At 45.5% G+C, this 17,592-nt stretch carries 13 protein-coding genes; 8 read left to right on the plus strand and 5 right to left on the minus strand.

What is annotated here, in order from left to right:
• Positions 1-7 precede the first annotated feature (7 nt).
• From purT to WKT13_RS05315, 5 genes are read left to right on the plus strand one after another with little or no spacing between them, the layout of a single operon-like run.
• On the plus strand, positions 8-1,168 hold the full coding sequence (gene purT, locus WKT13_RS05295; protein WP_340323142.1) for a formate-dependent phosphoribosylglycinamide formyltransferase: 1,161 nt from the start codon (positions 8-10) through the stop codon (positions 1,166-1,168).
• Positions 1,169-1,177: 9 nt separating this feature from the next.
• Positions 1,178-1,582 carry a sugar 3,4-ketoisomerase gene (locus tag WKT13_RS05300; RefSeq protein WP_340323143.1) on the plus strand — a complete coding sequence of 135 codons (405 nt, stop codon included), beginning with the start codon at positions 1,178-1,180 and terminating at the stop codon, positions 1,580-1,582.
• Positions 1,579-2,679 (plus strand): DegT/DnrJ/EryC1/StrS family aminotransferase, encoded by a 1,101-nt coding sequence (locus WKT13_RS05305; RefSeq protein ID WP_340323144.1) that lies wholly within the window; start codon positions 1,579-1,581, stop codon positions 2,677-2,679. The genes WKT13_RS05300 and WKT13_RS05305 overlap by 4 nt, the downstream gene beginning before the upstream one ends.
• A gap of 1 nt (position 2,680) precedes the next feature.
• Positions 2,681-3,604, plus strand: coding sequence for a hypothetical protein (locus tag WKT13_RS05310; protein ID WP_340323145.1), 924 nt, complete (start codon positions 2,681-2,683; stop codon positions 3,602-3,604).
• Positions 3,605-3,614: 10 nt separating this feature from the next.
• The gene (locus WKT13_RS05315; RefSeq protein WP_340323146.1) at positions 3,615-5,297 is read left to right on the plus strand and encodes an ArnT family glycosyltransferase; all 1,683 of its coding nucleotides are present in this window, start codon (positions 3,615-3,617) and stop codon (positions 5,295-5,297) included.
• Here WKT13_RS05315 and WKT13_RS05320 read toward each other — a convergent pair whose 3' ends face one another.
• The 4 genes from WKT13_RS05320 to WKT13_RS05335 form a co-directional block, all read right to left on the minus strand.
• A complete protein-coding gene (locus WKT13_RS05320; protein WP_340323147.1) occupies positions 5,298-6,533 on the minus strand; it encodes an outer membrane beta-barrel protein in 1,236 nt (411 codons plus the stop codon).
• Between the two features lies 1 nt (position 6,534).
• Positions 6,535-7,071: an RNA polymerase sigma factor gene (locus tag WKT13_RS05325; RefSeq protein ID WP_298619879.1), complete on the minus strand. Its 537-nt coding sequence runs from the start codon at positions 7,069-7,071 to the stop codon at positions 6,535-6,537.
• A gap of 52 nt (positions 7,072-7,123) precedes the next feature.
• Positions 7,124-7,702: a hypothetical protein gene (locus tag WKT13_RS05330; RefSeq protein WP_340323148.1), complete on the minus strand. Its 579-nt coding sequence runs from the start codon at positions 7,700-7,702 to the stop codon at positions 7,124-7,126.
• Positions 7,703-8,626: 924 nt separating this feature from the next.
• Positions 8,627-9,883, minus strand: coding sequence for a 3-keto-disaccharide hydrolase (locus WKT13_RS05335; protein ID WP_445323581.1), 1,257 nt, complete (start codon positions 9,881-9,883; stop codon positions 8,627-8,629).
• Between the two features lie 444 nt (positions 9,884-10,327).
• On the opposite strand from WKT13_RS05335, the gene WKT13_RS05340 reads away from it, so the two are divergent.
• The 3 genes from WKT13_RS05340 to porE all read left to right on the plus strand — a co-directional run bounded on the left by WKT13_RS05340 (position 10,328) and on the right by porE (position 16,115).
• Positions 10,328-11,698 (plus strand): MATE family efflux transporter, encoded by a 1,371-nt coding sequence (locus WKT13_RS05340; protein WP_340323149.1) that lies wholly within the window; start codon positions 10,328-10,330, stop codon positions 11,696-11,698.
• Between the two features lie 206 nt (positions 11,699-11,904).
• Positions 11,905-13,959: a DNA topoisomerase 3 gene (locus WKT13_RS05345; RefSeq protein ID WP_340323150.1), complete on the plus strand. Its 2,055-nt coding sequence runs from the start codon at positions 11,905-11,907 to the stop codon at positions 13,957-13,959.
• A gap of 89 nt (positions 13,960-14,048) precedes the next feature.
• On the plus strand, positions 14,049-16,115 hold the full coding sequence (porE, locus tag WKT13_RS05350) for a PorE family type IX secretion system protein (protein ID WP_340323151.1): 2,067 nt from the start codon (positions 14,049-14,051) through the stop codon (positions 16,113-16,115).
• A gap of 119 nt (positions 16,116-16,234) precedes the next feature.
• Here the strand turns inward: porE and WKT13_RS05355 are convergent, their stop codons facing one another.
• Positions 16,235-17,515, minus strand: a complete 1,281-nt coding sequence (locus WKT13_RS05355; RefSeq protein ID WP_340323152.1) for a C1 family peptidase — start codon at positions 17,513-17,515, stop codon at positions 16,235-16,237.
• Between the last annotated feature and the right edge of the window lie 77 nt (positions 17,516-17,592).

Genomic DNA, 17,592 nt, shown 5'->3' on the forward strand with positions numbered 1-17,592 from the left:
GTAAACAATGAAGAAGATACTGTTATTGGGTTCAGGAGAACTCGGAAAAGAGTTTGTCATCGCAGCAAAACGCGCAGGACAATATGTAATAGCATGCGACAGATATGCCAACGCACCGGCAATGCAAGTGGCAGACGAATGCGAAGTATTCAACATGTTGGACGGTGACATGCTTGACAATATCGTAAACAAGCACAACCCGGACATAATCGTTCCGGAAATAGAGGCCATCCGTACAGAACGTCTGTTTGACATTGAGAAGCGTGGAATACAGGTTGTGCCAAGCGCAAAAGCCGTGAACTTCACAATGAATCGCAAAGCCATACGAGATCTTGCAGCAAAAGACCTCGGTCTGAAAACAGCAAAATACTTCTATGCAAAGACTCTCGACGAACTGAAAGAATACGCGAAGGAAATAGGTTTCCCGTGTGTCATCAAACCGTTGATGTCTTCATCAGGACACGGACAGACCGTAGCAAAAACTGCTGACGACCTGGAAAACTCATTCAACGAGGCAATGGCCGGCAGCAGAGGAGACGTGAAGGAAATAATTATTGAAGAGTTCATCCACTTCGATAGCGAATTCACCCTTCTCACAGTGACACAGAAGGACGGCCCGACACTGTTCTGTCCGCCGATAGGACACGTTCAGAAAGGCGGCGACTACCGCGAAAGCTGGCAGCCGTTTGCCATCAGCGACAAAGACCTGAAGGAAGCACAGCACATGGCTGACGCCGTAACAAAAGCCCTGACAGGAGCCGGAATATGGGGTGTTGAGTTTTTCCTGACACACGACAAGGGCGTCATCTTCTCCGAACTGTCTCCACGTCCACACGACACAGGCATGGTGACACTCGGCCATACACTCAATCTGAATGAATTCGAGCTTCACTTCCGTGCTGTAATGGGCCTGCCTATACCGGCCATCCATCTTGAGCACGCAGGTGCAAGCGCAGTCGTTCTGGCAAAAGAAGAAGCTGATCATGAACCGGAATACAACATGGTTGAGGCACTGAAAGAAGACAAGACACGACTGAGAATATTCGGTAAACAGCAGCAGCACGTCAACCGACGCATGGGTGTAGTACTCTGCTACGGTGACACAAACGAGGATACAACAATCTTACGCGACAAAGCCAAGCGCCTTGCATCGACAATAATAAAATAATAAAATATAATGAACTGTCCTGAAGGAAGAATCATTGAGCTGCCCAAAATAACGGATCCACGCGGCAATCTTACTTTTGCCGAGAGCACAAAACATATACCTTTTGAAGTGAAAAGGGTGTATTGGGTTTATGATGTGCCGTCGGGAGAGAATCGCGGAGGACATGCTCACAAGAAATGCCGGGAATTCATAATAGCCGTAAGCGGCTCATTCACAGTAACACTAGATAACGGACACGAGAAAAAGACTTTTCTCCTTAATCATCCTTATCAGGGATTACTTGTGGAGACAGGCACATGGCGCACACTCAATGATTTTTCCTCAGGCTCTGTATGTCTTGTACTTGCCTCAGACTTTTTTGAGGAAAGCGACTACATACGCAATTACGAAGAATATCTGGAATACATAAAATGATTCAATTTCTCGACTTAAAGAAGATCACAGCCTTACATTACGAAGAACTGCACGAAGCGCTTGAGCGGACACTAAAAAGCGGATGGTATCTGAAAGGTGAAGAAACAAGGAAATTCGAGAGTGCATATGCAGAATTCACAGGTACCGGCCACTGCATCGGATGCGGCAACGGACTTGACGCACTCACGCTTATTCTGCGTGCATACATTGAGTTGGGAATAATGAAAAAAGGCGACGAAGTAATCGTTCCTGCAAATACTTACATTGCATCTATCCTTGCCATAAGCAGAAACGAACTCAAGCCGGTGTTGGTGGAAGCCGACATCAACACTCTTCAGATGGACGACAGCAAGATTGAAGAAGCCATAACACCGCGTACTAAAGCCATTATGATCGTGCACCTTTACGGTAAATGTGCATACACCGACACTATCGGACGGCTCTGCAAGCAATACGGACTGAAACTGATAGAGGACAACGCACAGGCACACGGTTGCAAATATGATGGCAAACGCACAGGATCGCTCGGCGACGCAGCCGCTCACAGCTTCTATCCGACAAAGAACATAGGCACACTTGGCGATGCTGGAGCCGTGACAACAGACGACACAGAACTGGCAGACATGATAAGAGGACTGGCAAACTACGGTTCCGCAAAGAAATATATATTCGACCATATAGGAATAAACAGCCGAATGGATGAGTTGCATGCTGCCGTATTGTCTGTAAAACTGAAATATATTGATAAGGAAAACGAACGCCGCCGCGAAAACGCAAAATTCTATATAGACAATGTCAGGAACAATAGAATAAAACTTCCATCGCAAGAATATTGGGAAAGCAGCGTATTCCACATCTTTCCTGTCTTGTGCGAAAGACGTGATGAATTAAAAGAATATCTTTCACATAACGGTGTTCAGACTGACGTACACTATCCTCTTCCACCTTATAAGCAGAATTGCTACAAAGAAATGGCCGGTCTGTCATTCCCCATTACAGAAAAAATACACAAGGAAGAACTGAGCATTCCTGTAAGCCAGGTTCTTGAAACGGAGGAACGAGAAACCATCGCACACCTTCTCAACCAATTCGAGTGAAATGAAAATAACAGAAACAACTGCCGCCGAATATAAGGAAGTCTTCAAAAGAACCCAACATATTTACAACAGTGTGGAGTTTTCCGAACTCAACAAGTATAAAGTGAAAAAACTTCATTATCTTTTTTTTGAAGATACAAAAATCAGATTCGGAATAGTTCTGGGAGAAAACGCAGACAATCTGTTGTCACCTTTCTCTGCACCTTTCGGCGGCTTATGTTTCAACAAGCCACAAAACATTGAGCTCATAGACGAAGCTGTACTGCAGTTGAAATCGTTTGGAGAAGAACATCATAAAAAGACGATTATAACACTTCCGCCAACGATATACGAGCAATGTCAGACAGTACAATGCATCAATTCCCTTTCAAGAGCTGGAAAAATAAGTTATAATGAAATAAACTATCACTTCAATATACCATACTTCCATAATTACGAAAGCATAATTGAACGTAACGCAAAAAAGAACCTGCATAAGGCTTTGAAAGAAGAATTCACGTTCACTCATGTATGCAATGACAACACGGAAGACATAATACGTGCCTATAACGTAATAAAAGCCAATCGGAAAGAGCATGGATATCCGCTCAGAATGAGTGTGGAGAATGTTCTCAGTACAATAAAAATAATACCTGCCGATTTCTTCATTCTCACACATTCAGGATGTGATGTTGCCGCTGCACAGATATTTCATGTGGCCGACGGTATCTGTCAGGTGATATACTGGGGTGATCTCCGACAGTATAACAGCATCCGTCCAATGAACTATCTTGCGTACAGAATATTCGAATACTATTACAAAGAAGGTATCAGAATATTGGACATAGGTCCTTCAACCGAGCACGGCATTCCAAACTACGGTTTGTGTAATTTCAAGGAAAGCATAGGATGTTCTGTTTCATCCAGATTCACTTTTGAATTATAATAAAAGGTATATGTCCAGAAACAACCCGTCAAACATAAGAACCGAATATCCGTTCATACTGTATATATTCTTTGTCATCATATATTTAGGCATCCAGATGTTCCAAGGTTTTTCCCACCTTGACATCGGTTTCTACATGTCCAGTTATCAACACTTCAACGAAGAACCTTATGTTTCATATTTTCTCGGGCAGTGGCTTCTCAGCTTTCAGCTGACATCATTCCTTTGCGACCTCTTTTCCATCAACTCATATCTTGGACTGAGAGTGCTCCATCTGGTGTTTGTCATATTGTCACAGACCGTCATATATCTCTATCTGAAACAATACATAAACCGCCGCATTATAATCTTCGGACTGTTGCTCGCCACTTTCGCCCACTTCGGAAGCTATACGGAGATAAACTACAACGATTATTCCGTCGGCCTGCTTACACTTGCTGTCATGGCATATCACCACGGTTTTGCCAACAACAGTGCGAAAGCAATTCTCCTAAGCGGTCTTTTTGTCGGAACAGCCTTCTTTTTCAGAATCGTCAATATTACATTTATCGGCATACCTTTTCTTGCCTGGCTTGTTTCATATAAATACACAAGCAGACTGAAGACATCACATCAGTTTGCCGCGTTCTTCGCCGGAACAGCCATAGCATGCGCAGTTGTCACCATAATATTATACGCAACCGGCATGCTCGAAGTGTTCACCATGAACCTGCAGGACATCTTCACACGCGGCCACGATCCGCAAGACCCGCATGGAGTAAAGACAATAATAATATGCCTTTACGGTTTGTACAAAGGCCAGATACAAGGTTTCTCCGTCATCGCACTTCTGATATTCCTCATCGCTGTCAGCTATTTTAATTTACACGGCATAAAGAGAAACATCATGACAGCAGTCATGGCGCTACTCATCATACCCAACATATATCTGTGGGAAGCGCCATCCAACATCACAGTAGGTATCTGTCTTTCCGCATCAGCATTTCTTTTTATCAAACCGGAAAGCGAAAGCAAGACTGCTTCATTATATCTACTGTCACTGTTCATTCCTGTTGTTTTCCCAGTAGGAAGCAACGCCGGAGCCGATTTCTATGGGAAAGACATGTGCTTCATGACTCTGCCTGCGGCGCTCGGTATTATATACGAAGGTATTGGAAAGTTGAAACCAGAGTATAGAAAAGCAACATATCCGGCAATGCGAATAGGATATGCTTTCATATGCATAGCGATGATATACACAAACATTCACCGTCCGATGATGGAAGAAAGCGCACGTACGGAATGCCATTACACGATAAACAGCCCTTTGACCAAACATATTTATACATCAAAAGAAAACGCCGACATCAATAACTATATCATACAAAAGGTGAAACCTCTTGTTCCAGACAACAGCTATATGATCTGCGACTTCTCTATTCCGGTCATATCACTGCTCGATTGTAAACCTTTTGCCGTATATTCAACGGTTTTCACCAGCGACATGATGAACAGACGCTACATTGATGTGGCCTACCGGTACAGCGGACAACTGCCTTATCTGCTTACGGATAAAGAAAACAGGAACGAGAAAGACAGATTTGTAGAAGAATGTCTTTCACAAATAAAACCATACCGTACAATATGGACAGACGGCAGGTTCGCTCTGAAAGCGCCCGCCGTCCGCACACATATAAATCATACCAAACACTGACTATTTTATATTTAGTCTCAATCCGACCTGCAGACTGAAACTCACAGGCTTATCCTTGAAATAATTTTCAATTGCACTGCCATTATCAATATAATATTTCACACCGGGTTCCACATACACACCAAGCTGCGGTATGACGTCATACTGCGCACCGGCAGCAGCATTTACAGACCACTGCACGTCGTCTCTGTCCATCTTCCTCTTCACACCTTCGGTCTCCACCCGCGCCGAGACATTGAAATCAGCCTGGCCGCCGGCTGTGACATAAGCCTTGAAACGGCCCGTGCTCCATACATTATAATTCACATTGAGGGGAACACCTACATAATGAAGCGTCTGGCAGTCTTTGGACTCCTCACCGTTTGAAGAACGTATGAAATCAGACGATAACTTTGAATATACCACACCCGAAGTCAAAGAGATGCGATCTGTAATAGCATAAGCCGCTGTCAGACCGAACGACACAGGCAGATAATGCTTCTTGTCTTCCTTATAATTTGAGAAAGTCGTCGAGCTGGCCTTCAGCATGTTCTCTGTCATTGCATACTTCGCCGTCACACGGCTTATCACATTTACACCATTTACAGAATTGACATTGCCAAACATATTTGATGAATAGGCACTGACAGCCCACCCGCCTCCGCGTTTTCTTCTATTATAACTGCCATACGAATCTGTCTGCGGGAACAACTCATCCACACTTACATCATGTCTGTCAGGATTTTCCTTGTCGTTTTTTTCTATCCTTATTTCCTCCTCACTTCCAGCAGTATTTTCCGCAATCTTGGTTTCGTTATCCTCAGGTTGCTGTGCTTCCGGCACTACTGCCTCCGGTTTTGAGATATCCGATGCCGTCCCCGTGAGCGTACTTTTTGCACTATTGGCCGACAACATTTCCGACATCCGGTCTGTCCTTATCGCCTCAGAAGGCATATCTGCTGTAGTTTTCAGCATACCTGCCGTACGTCCTGCGGCATTATCTCTTACGCTTGCGTAGCTCTTCTCCATACTGTCAAGCTGCGAAATGGTCTTTTTGTTGAGCAGATAGCCCACTCCTGTTATAAGCAGAAGCACAGCCGCAGCGGCAGCCGTCCACACACGCATGCGCACAATCTTTGCTTTCTTCTCTCTGCTGTCAAGAGAAGTTTCTATTTTGTCCCACAAACCGACGGGAGGTTCGGCTTTATAGTCTGAAAGCCGGTCATGCAATTTGTCTGTCCAGTCGTTATGTTTCATATTATTGTCGTTTGTTATAATCGTTTATCATTTTCGCAAGCATCTTTTTGGCATGGAAAAACTGCGATGCGGATGTCCCCACCTTGATGCCTAGCTTTTCTGCAATCTCTTTATGACTCATCTGGCCGAATACATACATGTTCAGTACAACCCTGTAGCCATCAGGCAGACGTCCTATCATCTCCATCAGCACATCGTCCGGTATAGAGTCAATCTCCGGTTCCTCTTCCTCCACACCGTCCGGTATGTTGTCGGTGAAAGAGAACTTGCCGTTCTTGCGGATAAAGTCGAGCGACTCGTTCACTACTATTTTCGCAATCCACGACTTGAGCGACCCTTCTCCGCGAAACTCGAAACTATCCAACGAGGTGAATATCTTCACGAAGCTGTCCTGCATCACGTCCTGCACTTCATCCCTGTTCGGGATATACCGCAGACAGACAGCTGTGGCATATCCCGAATAGCGGTCATACAGTTCACGCATAGCTGATCTGCTGCCGTTCTTTATGTCGTTAAGAAGACGCTTCTCCGATTTCAACTCATTACTGTTTTTGTTTTCAGACACACTATCCGGCACGTCGTGACGTCCGTTATATTTTTTTCTTCGTTACGAACGTCAGTTTCATATTTCTGTCCTGCTCATACGTTCCTTCTTCCACGCTGTCGCCATATATCTCAATTCCACGCATGTGAAGCACTATCTTGTATACGCCTGACAGTTTGGAATAAGTGGCAATCGAATTAAACGCATAATCATCGTCATGGCTTACAAAATGTATTACTACGGTGCGCTCCACCCCATCTATGCGTGCCTTCACTGTCCACTGCTCCGGATGCACCGAATAGTACATTGCCTGTTCGGTATAGCCCGTCTCGTCATAAGGCACCATGTAGCCCACTTCTTCTGAAGGTTTGATATCATGTCCTGGCAGCATTGCCTTGAGCACAGCCTCAACAGGAAGCACCTTGAAACTGAATCCGGTGTCATACACTGTAACCTCCGACGGTATATTCTCCTGTCCGTCTATGCTCCACACGCCCTGATAAGAACCTTTCAATCCTCCGTTATCTATGAAGTCATTCTCCATATAGAGGGATCTGTCGTTCTCCGTACACGAAAACAGAACGAAAGCGGCCATCACCGGCAGTATATATCTCAAGAATCTCATATCTCAGTTTTGTATATGTCTGATGTTGTATGTATAATATCACAGTTCTACTATGTAAACTGCAAAACTTCAAAAATCTTGCATCACATATACATATAAATATAAAAATACTCTGTAAAAATTCCATGGAGATTGGTTTTATTCAAGAAGAACCATGGAACGAAGGAAAAATTCCGGACAACACCGTGCGTTATGAACTGTAGCAGTACTTCTCCGACGTAATAATAAATTCACATTGCCACAACCGATAAATCCCCACCACAAAAAAGATGCATGCTTCCCTCGCGTATCGTCACGCCTCATATCGGCGTTTTTCAAGAAAACCCGAGCGACGGACTTACAGTTTTTCTTGACTTTTTTTTGACAAAATAAAATCGCAAAAGAGATGTAAAGAAATGTTAAACACAGCATTGAAAAGCCCCGTTCGGACTTTACTGACTTACAGTATACCCTGCTTAGGATGCCCGGATAATTTATTTTGAGTTCCGGTTATGCCCGTTTTAGGGTCTGGTTTCGCCTGTATCAGGGTGTGATATTGTGCGTTTCAGCCCCTGAAATGGGCCATATCACATGCTGAAACGGTGCTTTTTGCATGACGGAGAAGTCTCTTGTCATTGTAAGTATTTGATATTCAACATTTTGAATAAAACTCTTATTTTTCGCGAATTTACGTCCGAAGGAAAGTCAGCTCGCAAATACTCGCTTATTTTTCGGGGTAGAACTGAAAACTCAAATGGAAAAACCGCAGGATACAGAAAATCTGTAAGTTGCCCAGATCGCTTCCCTTTCAGCTTAAAGCAACAATACAGATACACGATTGATGTCACTGTTTTTTCATTGCAACCAATCCCCACTGTATTTCTACAGAATAAAAAAATCTCTCTGCCTGATGCAAAGAGATTTTAATTACCTGTATATTCTGCATTAAAGCGTAGTCAATTTAAGATTGCGCCACACTACTTTTATTCCACCGCCATCGTGTATCTGAAGCGCTATACGTCCTTTTCCTGCACCTATCTTGGCGTCGTTTATGTTAACCATCTGCTCGCCGTTGAGCCATGTCTGCACGTTGTCGCCCTTCACTCTGATACGCATCGTGTTCCATTCGCCTTCTTTCAGAATGTTCTCCCGCTCATCAGGTATCTGTATAAGCCATCCTCTGCCGTACGATTCGTATATGCCTCCGGTGTCGTATCCCTTCGGAGCAACTTCCACCTGCCAGCCGTTCACCTTTGCTCCTTCCTCTACAAACGAACGGATGAATACTCCCGAATTGCCGTCAGCCTCCTGTTTGAATTCCAGCGTGAGGTCGAAGTCGTCGTAATAATTGCGTGTAGCCAGATATCCGTACTGCTTGTCGGGGCCGCTCTCACACACGAGCAGTCCGTCCTCAACATACCAACGCTCTGTTCCGTAAGCGTCCCATCCGTCGAGGTTCTTGCCGTTGAACAGTGTCACCTTCTTGCCACTCTTGCGCGGAAGCTCCTTTATCTTGATGTTGCGGAACGATGCCGGATAGCCATGATCCTGCAGACATATCACACCCTTGTGCGCCAATCCGTACTCAGGAGCATCTGCCCACTTGCCGCTGTTCTTCAGTTTGTGCCAATCGTCTGTCCATGCCTCAAACTCGAGTATCTTCTTTCCGTTGAGCCAATGCTCCACATGGCCGTTGTCGAACACTATCTTCGAGTTGTTCCACTCGCCGTAAGGTCTTACCTTCATCTTCGACTTGTCGGGCACATGCATGGCATAGTCGGCGCCCGTCTTCTGCCATTCTTCGAGCTTTTCGGGGAAGTTCGGCTCGTCTATGAGCTGATATTCCGGACCGGTGACATAAGGCACTGCATACTGCGGACGCTCCACCACATGATACAGCATACCGCTGTTGCCGCCCTTCGACAGTTTCCAGTCCCACGACAATATGAAATTCTCAAACTCGCGGTCGGTCACCATATATCCGCTTGCGTCGCTGCCGTCGCCCTTTGCCTGTATGCATCCGTCCACGACGTGCCACGGTTCGGTGAGCGTATTGCCGTTGTAGTCTCTCCATCCGTTCAGAGTCTTGCCGTCAAACAGCAGTTCCCAGCCGTCGGCCTTCTCCTTGGCAGTAAGCACATTGTGCTTCTGTGCCATACATTCCACACCTGCCAGCAATGCAGCTGCCAACAGAACAGACATCTGTCTTGAAAGTGTTCTCCATCTAAAATACATATACAATCAGAATTTAGGTTTATAATAGAATTCGGTATTTATTCAGATAATTGTCAAGATTAATACTTCCCTTTTTCTCACAACATTTCTATCAAGGACAAATATACGAAATAACATTCGATTATCAAACTAAACATACCTATTAGTTACATAAATTTAATACATCACAAGGCACTCATTCTATTACATATCATGGACACAGCAATTATGTTTTCCGGTGTAATAAATTTATCATAAAATTTGCATACTCAGGAGTTTTAGCCTACCTTTGCACCAACATAACGAGAAAAAGCGTTTTGTAATCCTCATCGGAGGGCAACAGTGAGTGCCGGACAAGATGACTGGGTAAAACCAATCACCTTGTCCGGCATTTTTATTTGCAACAACAATATAATGTAAAAACAGAGTACAATGAAAAGAGATGCTATTGATTTAGGAACAGTAAAAATATCCACACTGTTCAGAAAGTATTTTGTCCCCACTCTATTAGGCATGCTGAGTATGTCGGCTGTCACAGCCGCCGACGGCATATTCGTAGGTCATGGTATCGGAAGTGACGGCATAGCCGCCATCAATATATGCATTCCTCTGCTGATGCTTTTCACCGGTATCGGCCTTATGACAGGAGCAGGTGCCTCCGTTGTCGCGTCCATACAACTCTCACGTGGAAAATCAAAAGCGGCACGCATCAATGTGACACAATCAATAATATTTGTCACCATTGTGGCATCAATTCCCTCTATTCTCATGATGATCTGGCCATCTGCCACAGCCCGCTTGCTGGGTGCGTCCGATCATCTTACTCCCCTGGTCAGAGAATATCTGCTTTGGTTCGTACCTTCACTCATGTTCCAGATGTGGTGCTCTGTTTGTCTGTTCGTGATACGTCTGGACGGTTCGCCACGTCTCGCAATGATGTGCAACGTCGCTGCAGCCCTTATCAGCGTAGTGCTGGGCTGGCTGTTCATATTTCCCCTTGACTTGGGTCTGATGGGCGCAGCCTTTGCGGCAACCATCGGACTTTTCATCGGTGGCCTTATCGGTTTGATATATTTGTTCCGCTTTGCTGAGAAACTTCGTTTTTATCCTATAAAATGGAGCATCAAGAGTCTGCGTCTGTCTCTTCGCAACATCGGTTATCAGTGCCGAATTGGTTCTTCAGCCCTTCTTACAGAAGCCACACTTGCCACTCTCATGTTTGTTGGCAACAACGTATTCATGAAATATCTTGGTGACAACGGTGTGGGAGCGTTTGGCATTGCATGCTATTACATTCCTTTTGTATTCATGGTCGGCAACGCCATCGCACAATCCGCCCAACCCATCATCAGCTATAACTTCGGCCTTGGCTATAAAGACCGTGTTTCTGCAACCGAACGCATTGCGATACTTACATCTGTTGTATGCGGCAGCATAATCATGGCAATATTTTTCTTCTTCCCACATATACTCGTAGCGCTGTTCATCAGTCCTGACAACGAAGCCGCACGCATTGCCATCGACGGTTATCCATATTTCTCCACTGCGTTTGTTTTCTTCATATTCAATCTCACTGTCATAGGCTATTATCAAAGTGTGGAACAGGTAAGGCCGGCAACCATACTTGCCGCGCTCCGCGGATTCATCTTTTTGATTCCTGCATTTCTGCTTCTGCCCGCGATTGTCGGAACCAAAGGCATATGGCTTGCTCTTTGTCTTTCAGAATCAATGACTACAGTAAGTATTATAGTAATGTATTTCATAAAATCAAGAAGAACCCGGTCCTTGCAGACAACCGTATGATTATGGTTACCGACAGTGCACAGGAACAACATGGCCGGAGGAAATTATGCAATGTCCAGCGCATGACATGAAGACATTGCTCTGCCATTGTTGTTTCTGTCACACTATTTTTTCGCATGCAAAACGGCGACGTATGAGATTTTTCTTGTAATTTTGTCTGCAATTTCATTCACGCATAACAACATCCAGACATACAACATATATAAATGATAGTTTGCATCGCCGAGAAACCAAGCGTTGCCAAAGACATAGCGCGCATCATCGGAGCCAACAGCTCAAAGGACGGCTATATGGAAGGCAACGGATATCAGGTGACATGGACATTCGGACATCTGTGCACCCTGAAGGAACCGAACGATTATACCGAGAACTGGAAGCACTGGAGCCTCAGCGCCCTGCCGATGATCCCGGCAAAGTTCGGCATAAAGCTCATCGACGACGCAGGCATCAGGAAACAGTTCGCCGTAATAGAGAAACTCATGCAGGCCGCCGATGGTATTATCAACTGCGGTGACGCCGGCCAAGAGGGAGAGCTGATACAGCGGTGGGTCATGCAGAAGGCAAAAGCCAAGTGTCCGGTGAAGCGTCTGTGGATCTCGTCAATGACCGACGAGGCCATACGCGAGGGCTTCAACTCTCTGAAAGACCAGTCAGAGTACAATCCGCTATACATAGCAGGACTGAGCCGTGCCATAGGCGACTGGATTCTGGGAATGAACGCCACGCGACTCTACACGTTGAAGTATGGCCAGAACCATCAGGTGTTGAGCATAGGCCGTGTGCAGACGCCTACACTTGCACTGATAGTTAACCGTCAGAAGGAGATAGACAATTTCAAACCGGAGCCTTACTGGGTGCTGTCCACCATCTACCGCGACACACTTTTTACTGCAACAAAAGGCCGTTTCGCCTCTAAGGAAGAGGGAGAAAAGGCTTTCGAGACCATTGCAGGCAAACCGTTCAGCGTCACTGATGTACAGAAGAAGAACGGCACCGAGGCGCCGCAACGCCTGTTCGACCTTACATCTCTGCAGGTGGAATGCAACAAAAAGTTCAGCTACAGCGCCGAAACTACACTCAACCTCATACAAGGACTGTATGAACGCAAGCTCACGACATATCCTCGTGTTGACACACAGTTTCTCAGCGACGACATCTATCCCAAGTGTCCGTCCATCCTCAACGGTCTGCGCGGCTATCAGGAACTCACACAGCCGCTGCTGGCCAAGGCCCTGATAAAACCCAAACGCATATTTGACACATCCAAGGTGACCGACCACCATGCCATAATACCCACCGGTGTGCCGGCCGTCAACCTCACCGACATGGAGCGCAACGTCTACGATCTGATAGCCCGACGCTTCATTGCCGCATTCTGGCCCGACTGCAAATTTTCCACAACTACCGTACTGGGCAAAGTGGAAGACGTGGAATTCAAGGTGAGTGGAAAGGAAATACTTTCACCGGGATGGCGCACAGTATATGCCAAGGAAGAAACCCTTGCACAGGATGATGATGCTAAAAAGGGTGACGACGAGCGGACACTGCCTACCTTTGTCAAGGGAGAGAGCGGGCCGCACGAACCCACTCTGAGCGAGAAAAGCACGACACCGCCCAAATACTATACCGAAGCCACACTGCTGCGTGCCATGGAAACGGCCGGTAAATTTGTGGAAGATGAGACGCTGCGCGCAGCACTCAAGGAAAACGGTATAGGACGTCCGTCCTCACGTGCCAACATAATAGAAACTCTGTTCAAGCGCCGCTACATCAAGCGTGAGCGTAAAAACCTCGTAGCAACACAGACAGGCATTGAACTGATAGACACCATCCACGAGGAGCTGCTCAAGAGCTGTGAGCTCACCGGCATTTGGGAGAAGAAGCTGCGCGACATAGAACACAAAAAATATGACGCCGCACTGTTCATCAACGAGCTGAAAGCCCAGATCACAGAGATTGTGAACGACGTATTGCGCGACAACAGCAACCGGCGCATCACCACTACAACCGATGAGGATCTGAAGAAAAAACGGACCACACGCAGTGCACCGAAAAAGAAAGCCTCATCCTCCACAAGCGGAAAGACACAAACTGTCGCTAAACCAACCAAGGCCCAACCAACAGCCGAGGACAACATCATCGGAAAAAAATGTCCGTTATGCGGCACCGGCACAATAATAAAAGGAAAAACCGCCTACGGATGCAGCAACTGGAAAAACGGATGCAACTACAGAGTGGCTTTCGACACAAAAGACAAATGAATGAACATTTGATATACCTAAAAACCGTTGCTTCGCAATAAAGCGGCGGTTTTTTCGTTTCTTAATGAAAGAAGAAAGACTGACCGGAAATGAAAAAATACGCATATATAGCCGCAATCGTCATGGCGTGTGTCATGATTTGTTCGTGCGGAGCTGAGAAAAACCTGAAAAAAGCAGAGAAGTATCTCGCACTCGGCGAATACTATGATGCTGCCACACAATTCAAGCAGGCATACACCAAGACGTCGCCGAAGGAGCGCGAGAAAAGAGGACAGTATGCGCTGAAAATGGCTTTCTGCTATGAGAAAACAAACTCTGTGCAAAAGGCAGTAGCTGCATACCGAAACGCCATACGCTACAACCAGGCCGACATCAACAACCGTCTGTCATACGCACGTCAGCTACTCAAGGTGGCCGACTACAAGCAGGCAGCAACAGAATTCAAAGCTGTACTCGACTCCATGCCCGACAATCTGCTGGCCAAAAACGGTCTCATCTCCGCACAGAAAGCTCCGCAATTGAAGAAGGACGGTTCGAGATACACCGTGAAGCGCATGGATGTGTTCAATTCGCGTCGCGCAGAATTCTCACCGGTTCTTGCAGGCGACCAGTACGAAAAACTATATTTCACATCTACACGCAACGAAGCACAGGGCAACGAACTGAGCGGTATCACAGGCACTAAGCCCGGAGACATATTCGTATCTGAAAAGGACGACAAGGGCAAATGGGGCAAGCCGGAGGCAGTGGAAGGCGGACTCAACACTGAGTTTGACGAAGGTGCCTGCGCACTGTCGCCCGACCAGCGGGAGATGTATCTCACACAATGCCTGACAGATCCGTCATATCCACGCTATGCACAGATAGTCACATCGTCAAGAGCGGACGCATCGTGGGGAAAGGCTTCGCTGCTTGAAATCACTCGCGACACTCTATCAAGCTACGCTCACCCCGCAGTGTCGCCCGACGGACAATGGCTCTATTTTACATCGGACATGCCGGGAGGAGTCGGCGGACTCGATATATGGAGGGTGAGGCTTACGTCTGCCGGACTGGGCGGAGTGGAAAATCTCGGTGAACCGATAAACACGCCGGGCGATGAGATGTTTCCTACGTTCAGACCTAACGGCGATCTGTACTTCTCGAGCAACGGACATCCGGGCATGGGTGGCCTCGATATCTACATTGCCAAACCTGACAAGAGCGGCCGTTACGTATTGGAGCATCCGGGTTATCCGCTCAACTCACAGGCCGACGACTTCGGAATGACATTTGAAGGAGTGCACAACCGTGGCTATTTTTCCTCAAACCGCAACGACGGACGAGGCTGGGACCACATATACAGCTTCGAAAATCCTGAGATAGTACAGAATGTCAAGGGCTGGGTTTACGAACAGGACGGTTACGAACTGCCGTCGGCACAGGTTTACATGATAGGCGACGACGGCACCAACCTGAAACTGAGCGTAAAAGGCGACGGCTCATTCGAACAGGTGATAAAACCTGACGTGCAATACATATTCCTCGCCACGTGCAAGGGCTTCCTCAATCATAAAGAAGAACTGAAGGCTGAAAAGACTGAGGAATCAAAAGAATACGTACTCCAGTTCCCGCTGGCATCAATCACGGCACCCGTACTTATCGACAATATATTCTACGATTTCGACAAAGCTACGCTCCGACCGGAATCCACAAAGGCACTCGACGAACTGGTAAAATTGCTGAACGAGAACCCCAACGTCACCATAGAGCTGAGCGCACACTGCGACTACAAGGGCTCGTCTGAATACAACAAGGGACTGGCACAGCGCCGTGCCGAATCAGTAGTGAACTATCTTACAAGCAAAGGCATCGCCGCCGACCGACTCAGTCCGGTGGGATATGGCAAAGAGAAACCGAAGACCATACGCAAGAAACTCACTGAGAAATATGACTGGCTGAAGGAAGGCGACGTGCTGACTGAGGAATTCATAAAGAAACTCGACGAGGAAAAGCAGGAGATATGTAATCAGCTCAACCGCCGTACAGAGTTCATTGTGCTGCGCACCACCTACGGTATGTTCGACGAGAAAGGCAACCTGAAGACACAGCCTAAGACTCAGTCAACCACGACAGAAGACAAAGAAGAGGATGACTTCGACATTTTCATCGAATGAAAATGAGTCGAAGCCATCCGCGGCAAATATACATTTCTATTATGTAAAAATATTATGCACAATCTTCGAGTATCGTATATAATTATACTAATGTCTTCTATGAAATCATATCAGACAGATTAGTATTCCTTCATACAGCATCTGCATTTTTCCATTTTCTTATATGTTGTATCAAGCAGTCCTTTCTGATTCATCATAACATAAATTGACTTTGCCCTCAAATACGACGGACTAAGATAATAGCAACCGTCTAATCCGAAATCAACACCCCAGGAATTTTTGCACTTATAATATAAATTACCATCCTTATCTCTCACTTTACCAATAATATGCATATTGTGATCGTCCGTCGTAATAAAATTTTCAAAATCGCGTTGACGCGTTTCAGGAGAAACAACACTATCTGAAGTCATACGTGCAAATCCTTGTATTTCCGATAATTCAGGACCAGTAAGATCCATTGCGACAGCAAGCGAAAATCCCTTAGACAGCGCATTATCTATATTTTCCATATATTCGTCCAAACTGATATTAAAATACCTCATACTTGTCCAGTTTGCCGGAATCTGCAATATGACATATTCGTTTAAAGGTTCATGAATAAAGGACGTGAGATTAACATAATGTTCTTTATTTAATTCTGTAAATTCCCAAAATTGTTTTGGAGTAAATTCCGTGCCCTTATAAATGAATTTTGTGGGAGGACAGCCCAAATACGCATCCAAAACATGCTTTATCTTTCCACGCCAGTTACCTTCAATTTTTCTGTTTGCAAAAGCATTTACAAGCGGCAACATTTCAGCCATAAGTTTCTGATGTGACGGAACTGTATCACCATGATATATTCCAGACGGCATAATCCCGACAAAATCGACATCGATCAAAGGATCATAATTACAACCGCCTTCAGAAAAGCGTGCCGTTCCCTGTCGAAGAATAAAGTTCTCCGATTTTCGGATATAAGCATTATATACAAAATACATCGGAGAAAGTTCAATGAAATATCCTTTAATACGATATATTTCTGATTCAAGGAAAGATGCAGTGGAGTATGCCCAACAAGTTCCGGATATCTGTTGTTTTATTGGAGTTGCCGGTATTTCATAAATGGTAGAAAAATGGAAAGTATCCTTTAACTCCACAGAAACATCTGTTTTCGGATTTGCATTGTTACATGAAACCAAAGAAAATAATAAAGCGAATAATCCTATACCGAACAGTAAAATATGAATGATAAAATTCCTTATAATAACTTTTATCTTCTCAATAACACTACAACCAGTGCCCTCCTGTCGTACAAGATCTGTGTCCAAATGCTGATGATAATGGCTCTGTGTTATATCCATGGGTACAACATTCAATGCTGAAAACATCATCACCACCGAAAATAGCTGTTTCATTGTTTTATCTTTTTCTTTTAATTATCACTATTGATTAGACACATCACCCTGCCATTTCGTTGCAAATAAAATGATTT

Origin of the sequence: Prevotella sp. HCN-7019 (genome assembly GCF_037890215.1) — a bacterium.
In the GTDB taxonomy this organism is placed as follows: Bacteria; Bacteroidota; Bacteroidia; order Bacteroidales; family Bacteroidaceae; genus Prevotella.

What these genes read in the sequence shown, in the direction of transcription:
- WKT13_RS05310 (WP_340323145.1), top strand. Translation starts at nt 2,681, where the DNA reads ATGAAAATAACAGAAACAACTGCCGCCGAATATAAGGAAGTCTTCAAA.
- WKT13_RS05330 (WP_340323148.1), bottom strand. Translation starts at nt 7,702, where the DNA reads ATGAGATTCTTGAGATATATACTGCCGGTGATGGCCGCTTTCGTTCTG.
- WKT13_RS05335 (WP_445323581.1), bottom strand. Translation starts at nt 9,883, where the DNA reads ATGTCTGTTCTGTTGGCAGCTGCATTGCTGGCAGGTGTGGAATGTATG.
- WKT13_RS05340 (WP_340323149.1), top strand. Translation starts at nt 10,328, where the DNA reads ATGAAAAGAGATGCTATTGATTTAGGAACAGTAAAAATATCCACACTG.
- WKT13_RS05305 (WP_340323144.1), top strand. Translation starts at nt 1,579, where the DNA reads ATGATTCAATTTCTCGACTTAAAGAAGATCACAGCCTTACATTACGAA.
- WKT13_RS05315 (WP_340323146.1), top strand. Translation starts at nt 3,615, where the DNA reads ATGTCCAGAAACAACCCGTCAAACATAAGAACCGAATATCCGTTCATA.
- WKT13_RS05300 (WP_340323143.1), top strand. Translation starts at nt 1,178, where the DNA reads ATGAACTGTCCTGAAGGAAGAATCATTGAGCTGCCCAAAATAACGGAT.
- WKT13_RS05320 (WP_340323147.1), bottom strand. Translation starts at nt 6,533, where the DNA reads ATGAAACATAACGACTGGACAGACAAATTGCATGACCGGCTTTCAGAC.
- purT (WP_340323142.1), top strand. Translation starts at nt 8, where the DNA reads ATGAAGAAGATACTGTTATTGGGTTCAGGAGAACTCGGAAAAGAGTTT.
- WKT13_RS05355 (WP_340323152.1), bottom strand. Translation starts at nt 17,515, where the DNA reads ATGAAACAGCTATTTTCGGTGGTGATGATGTTTTCAGCATTGAATGTT.
- WKT13_RS05345 (WP_340323150.1), top strand. Translation starts at nt 11,905, where the DNA reads ATGATAGTTTGCATCGCCGAGAAACCAAGCGTTGCCAAAGACATAGCG.
- porE (WP_340323151.1), top strand. Translation starts at nt 14,049, where the DNA reads ATGAAAAAATACGCATATATAGCCGCAATCGTCATGGCGTGTGTCATG.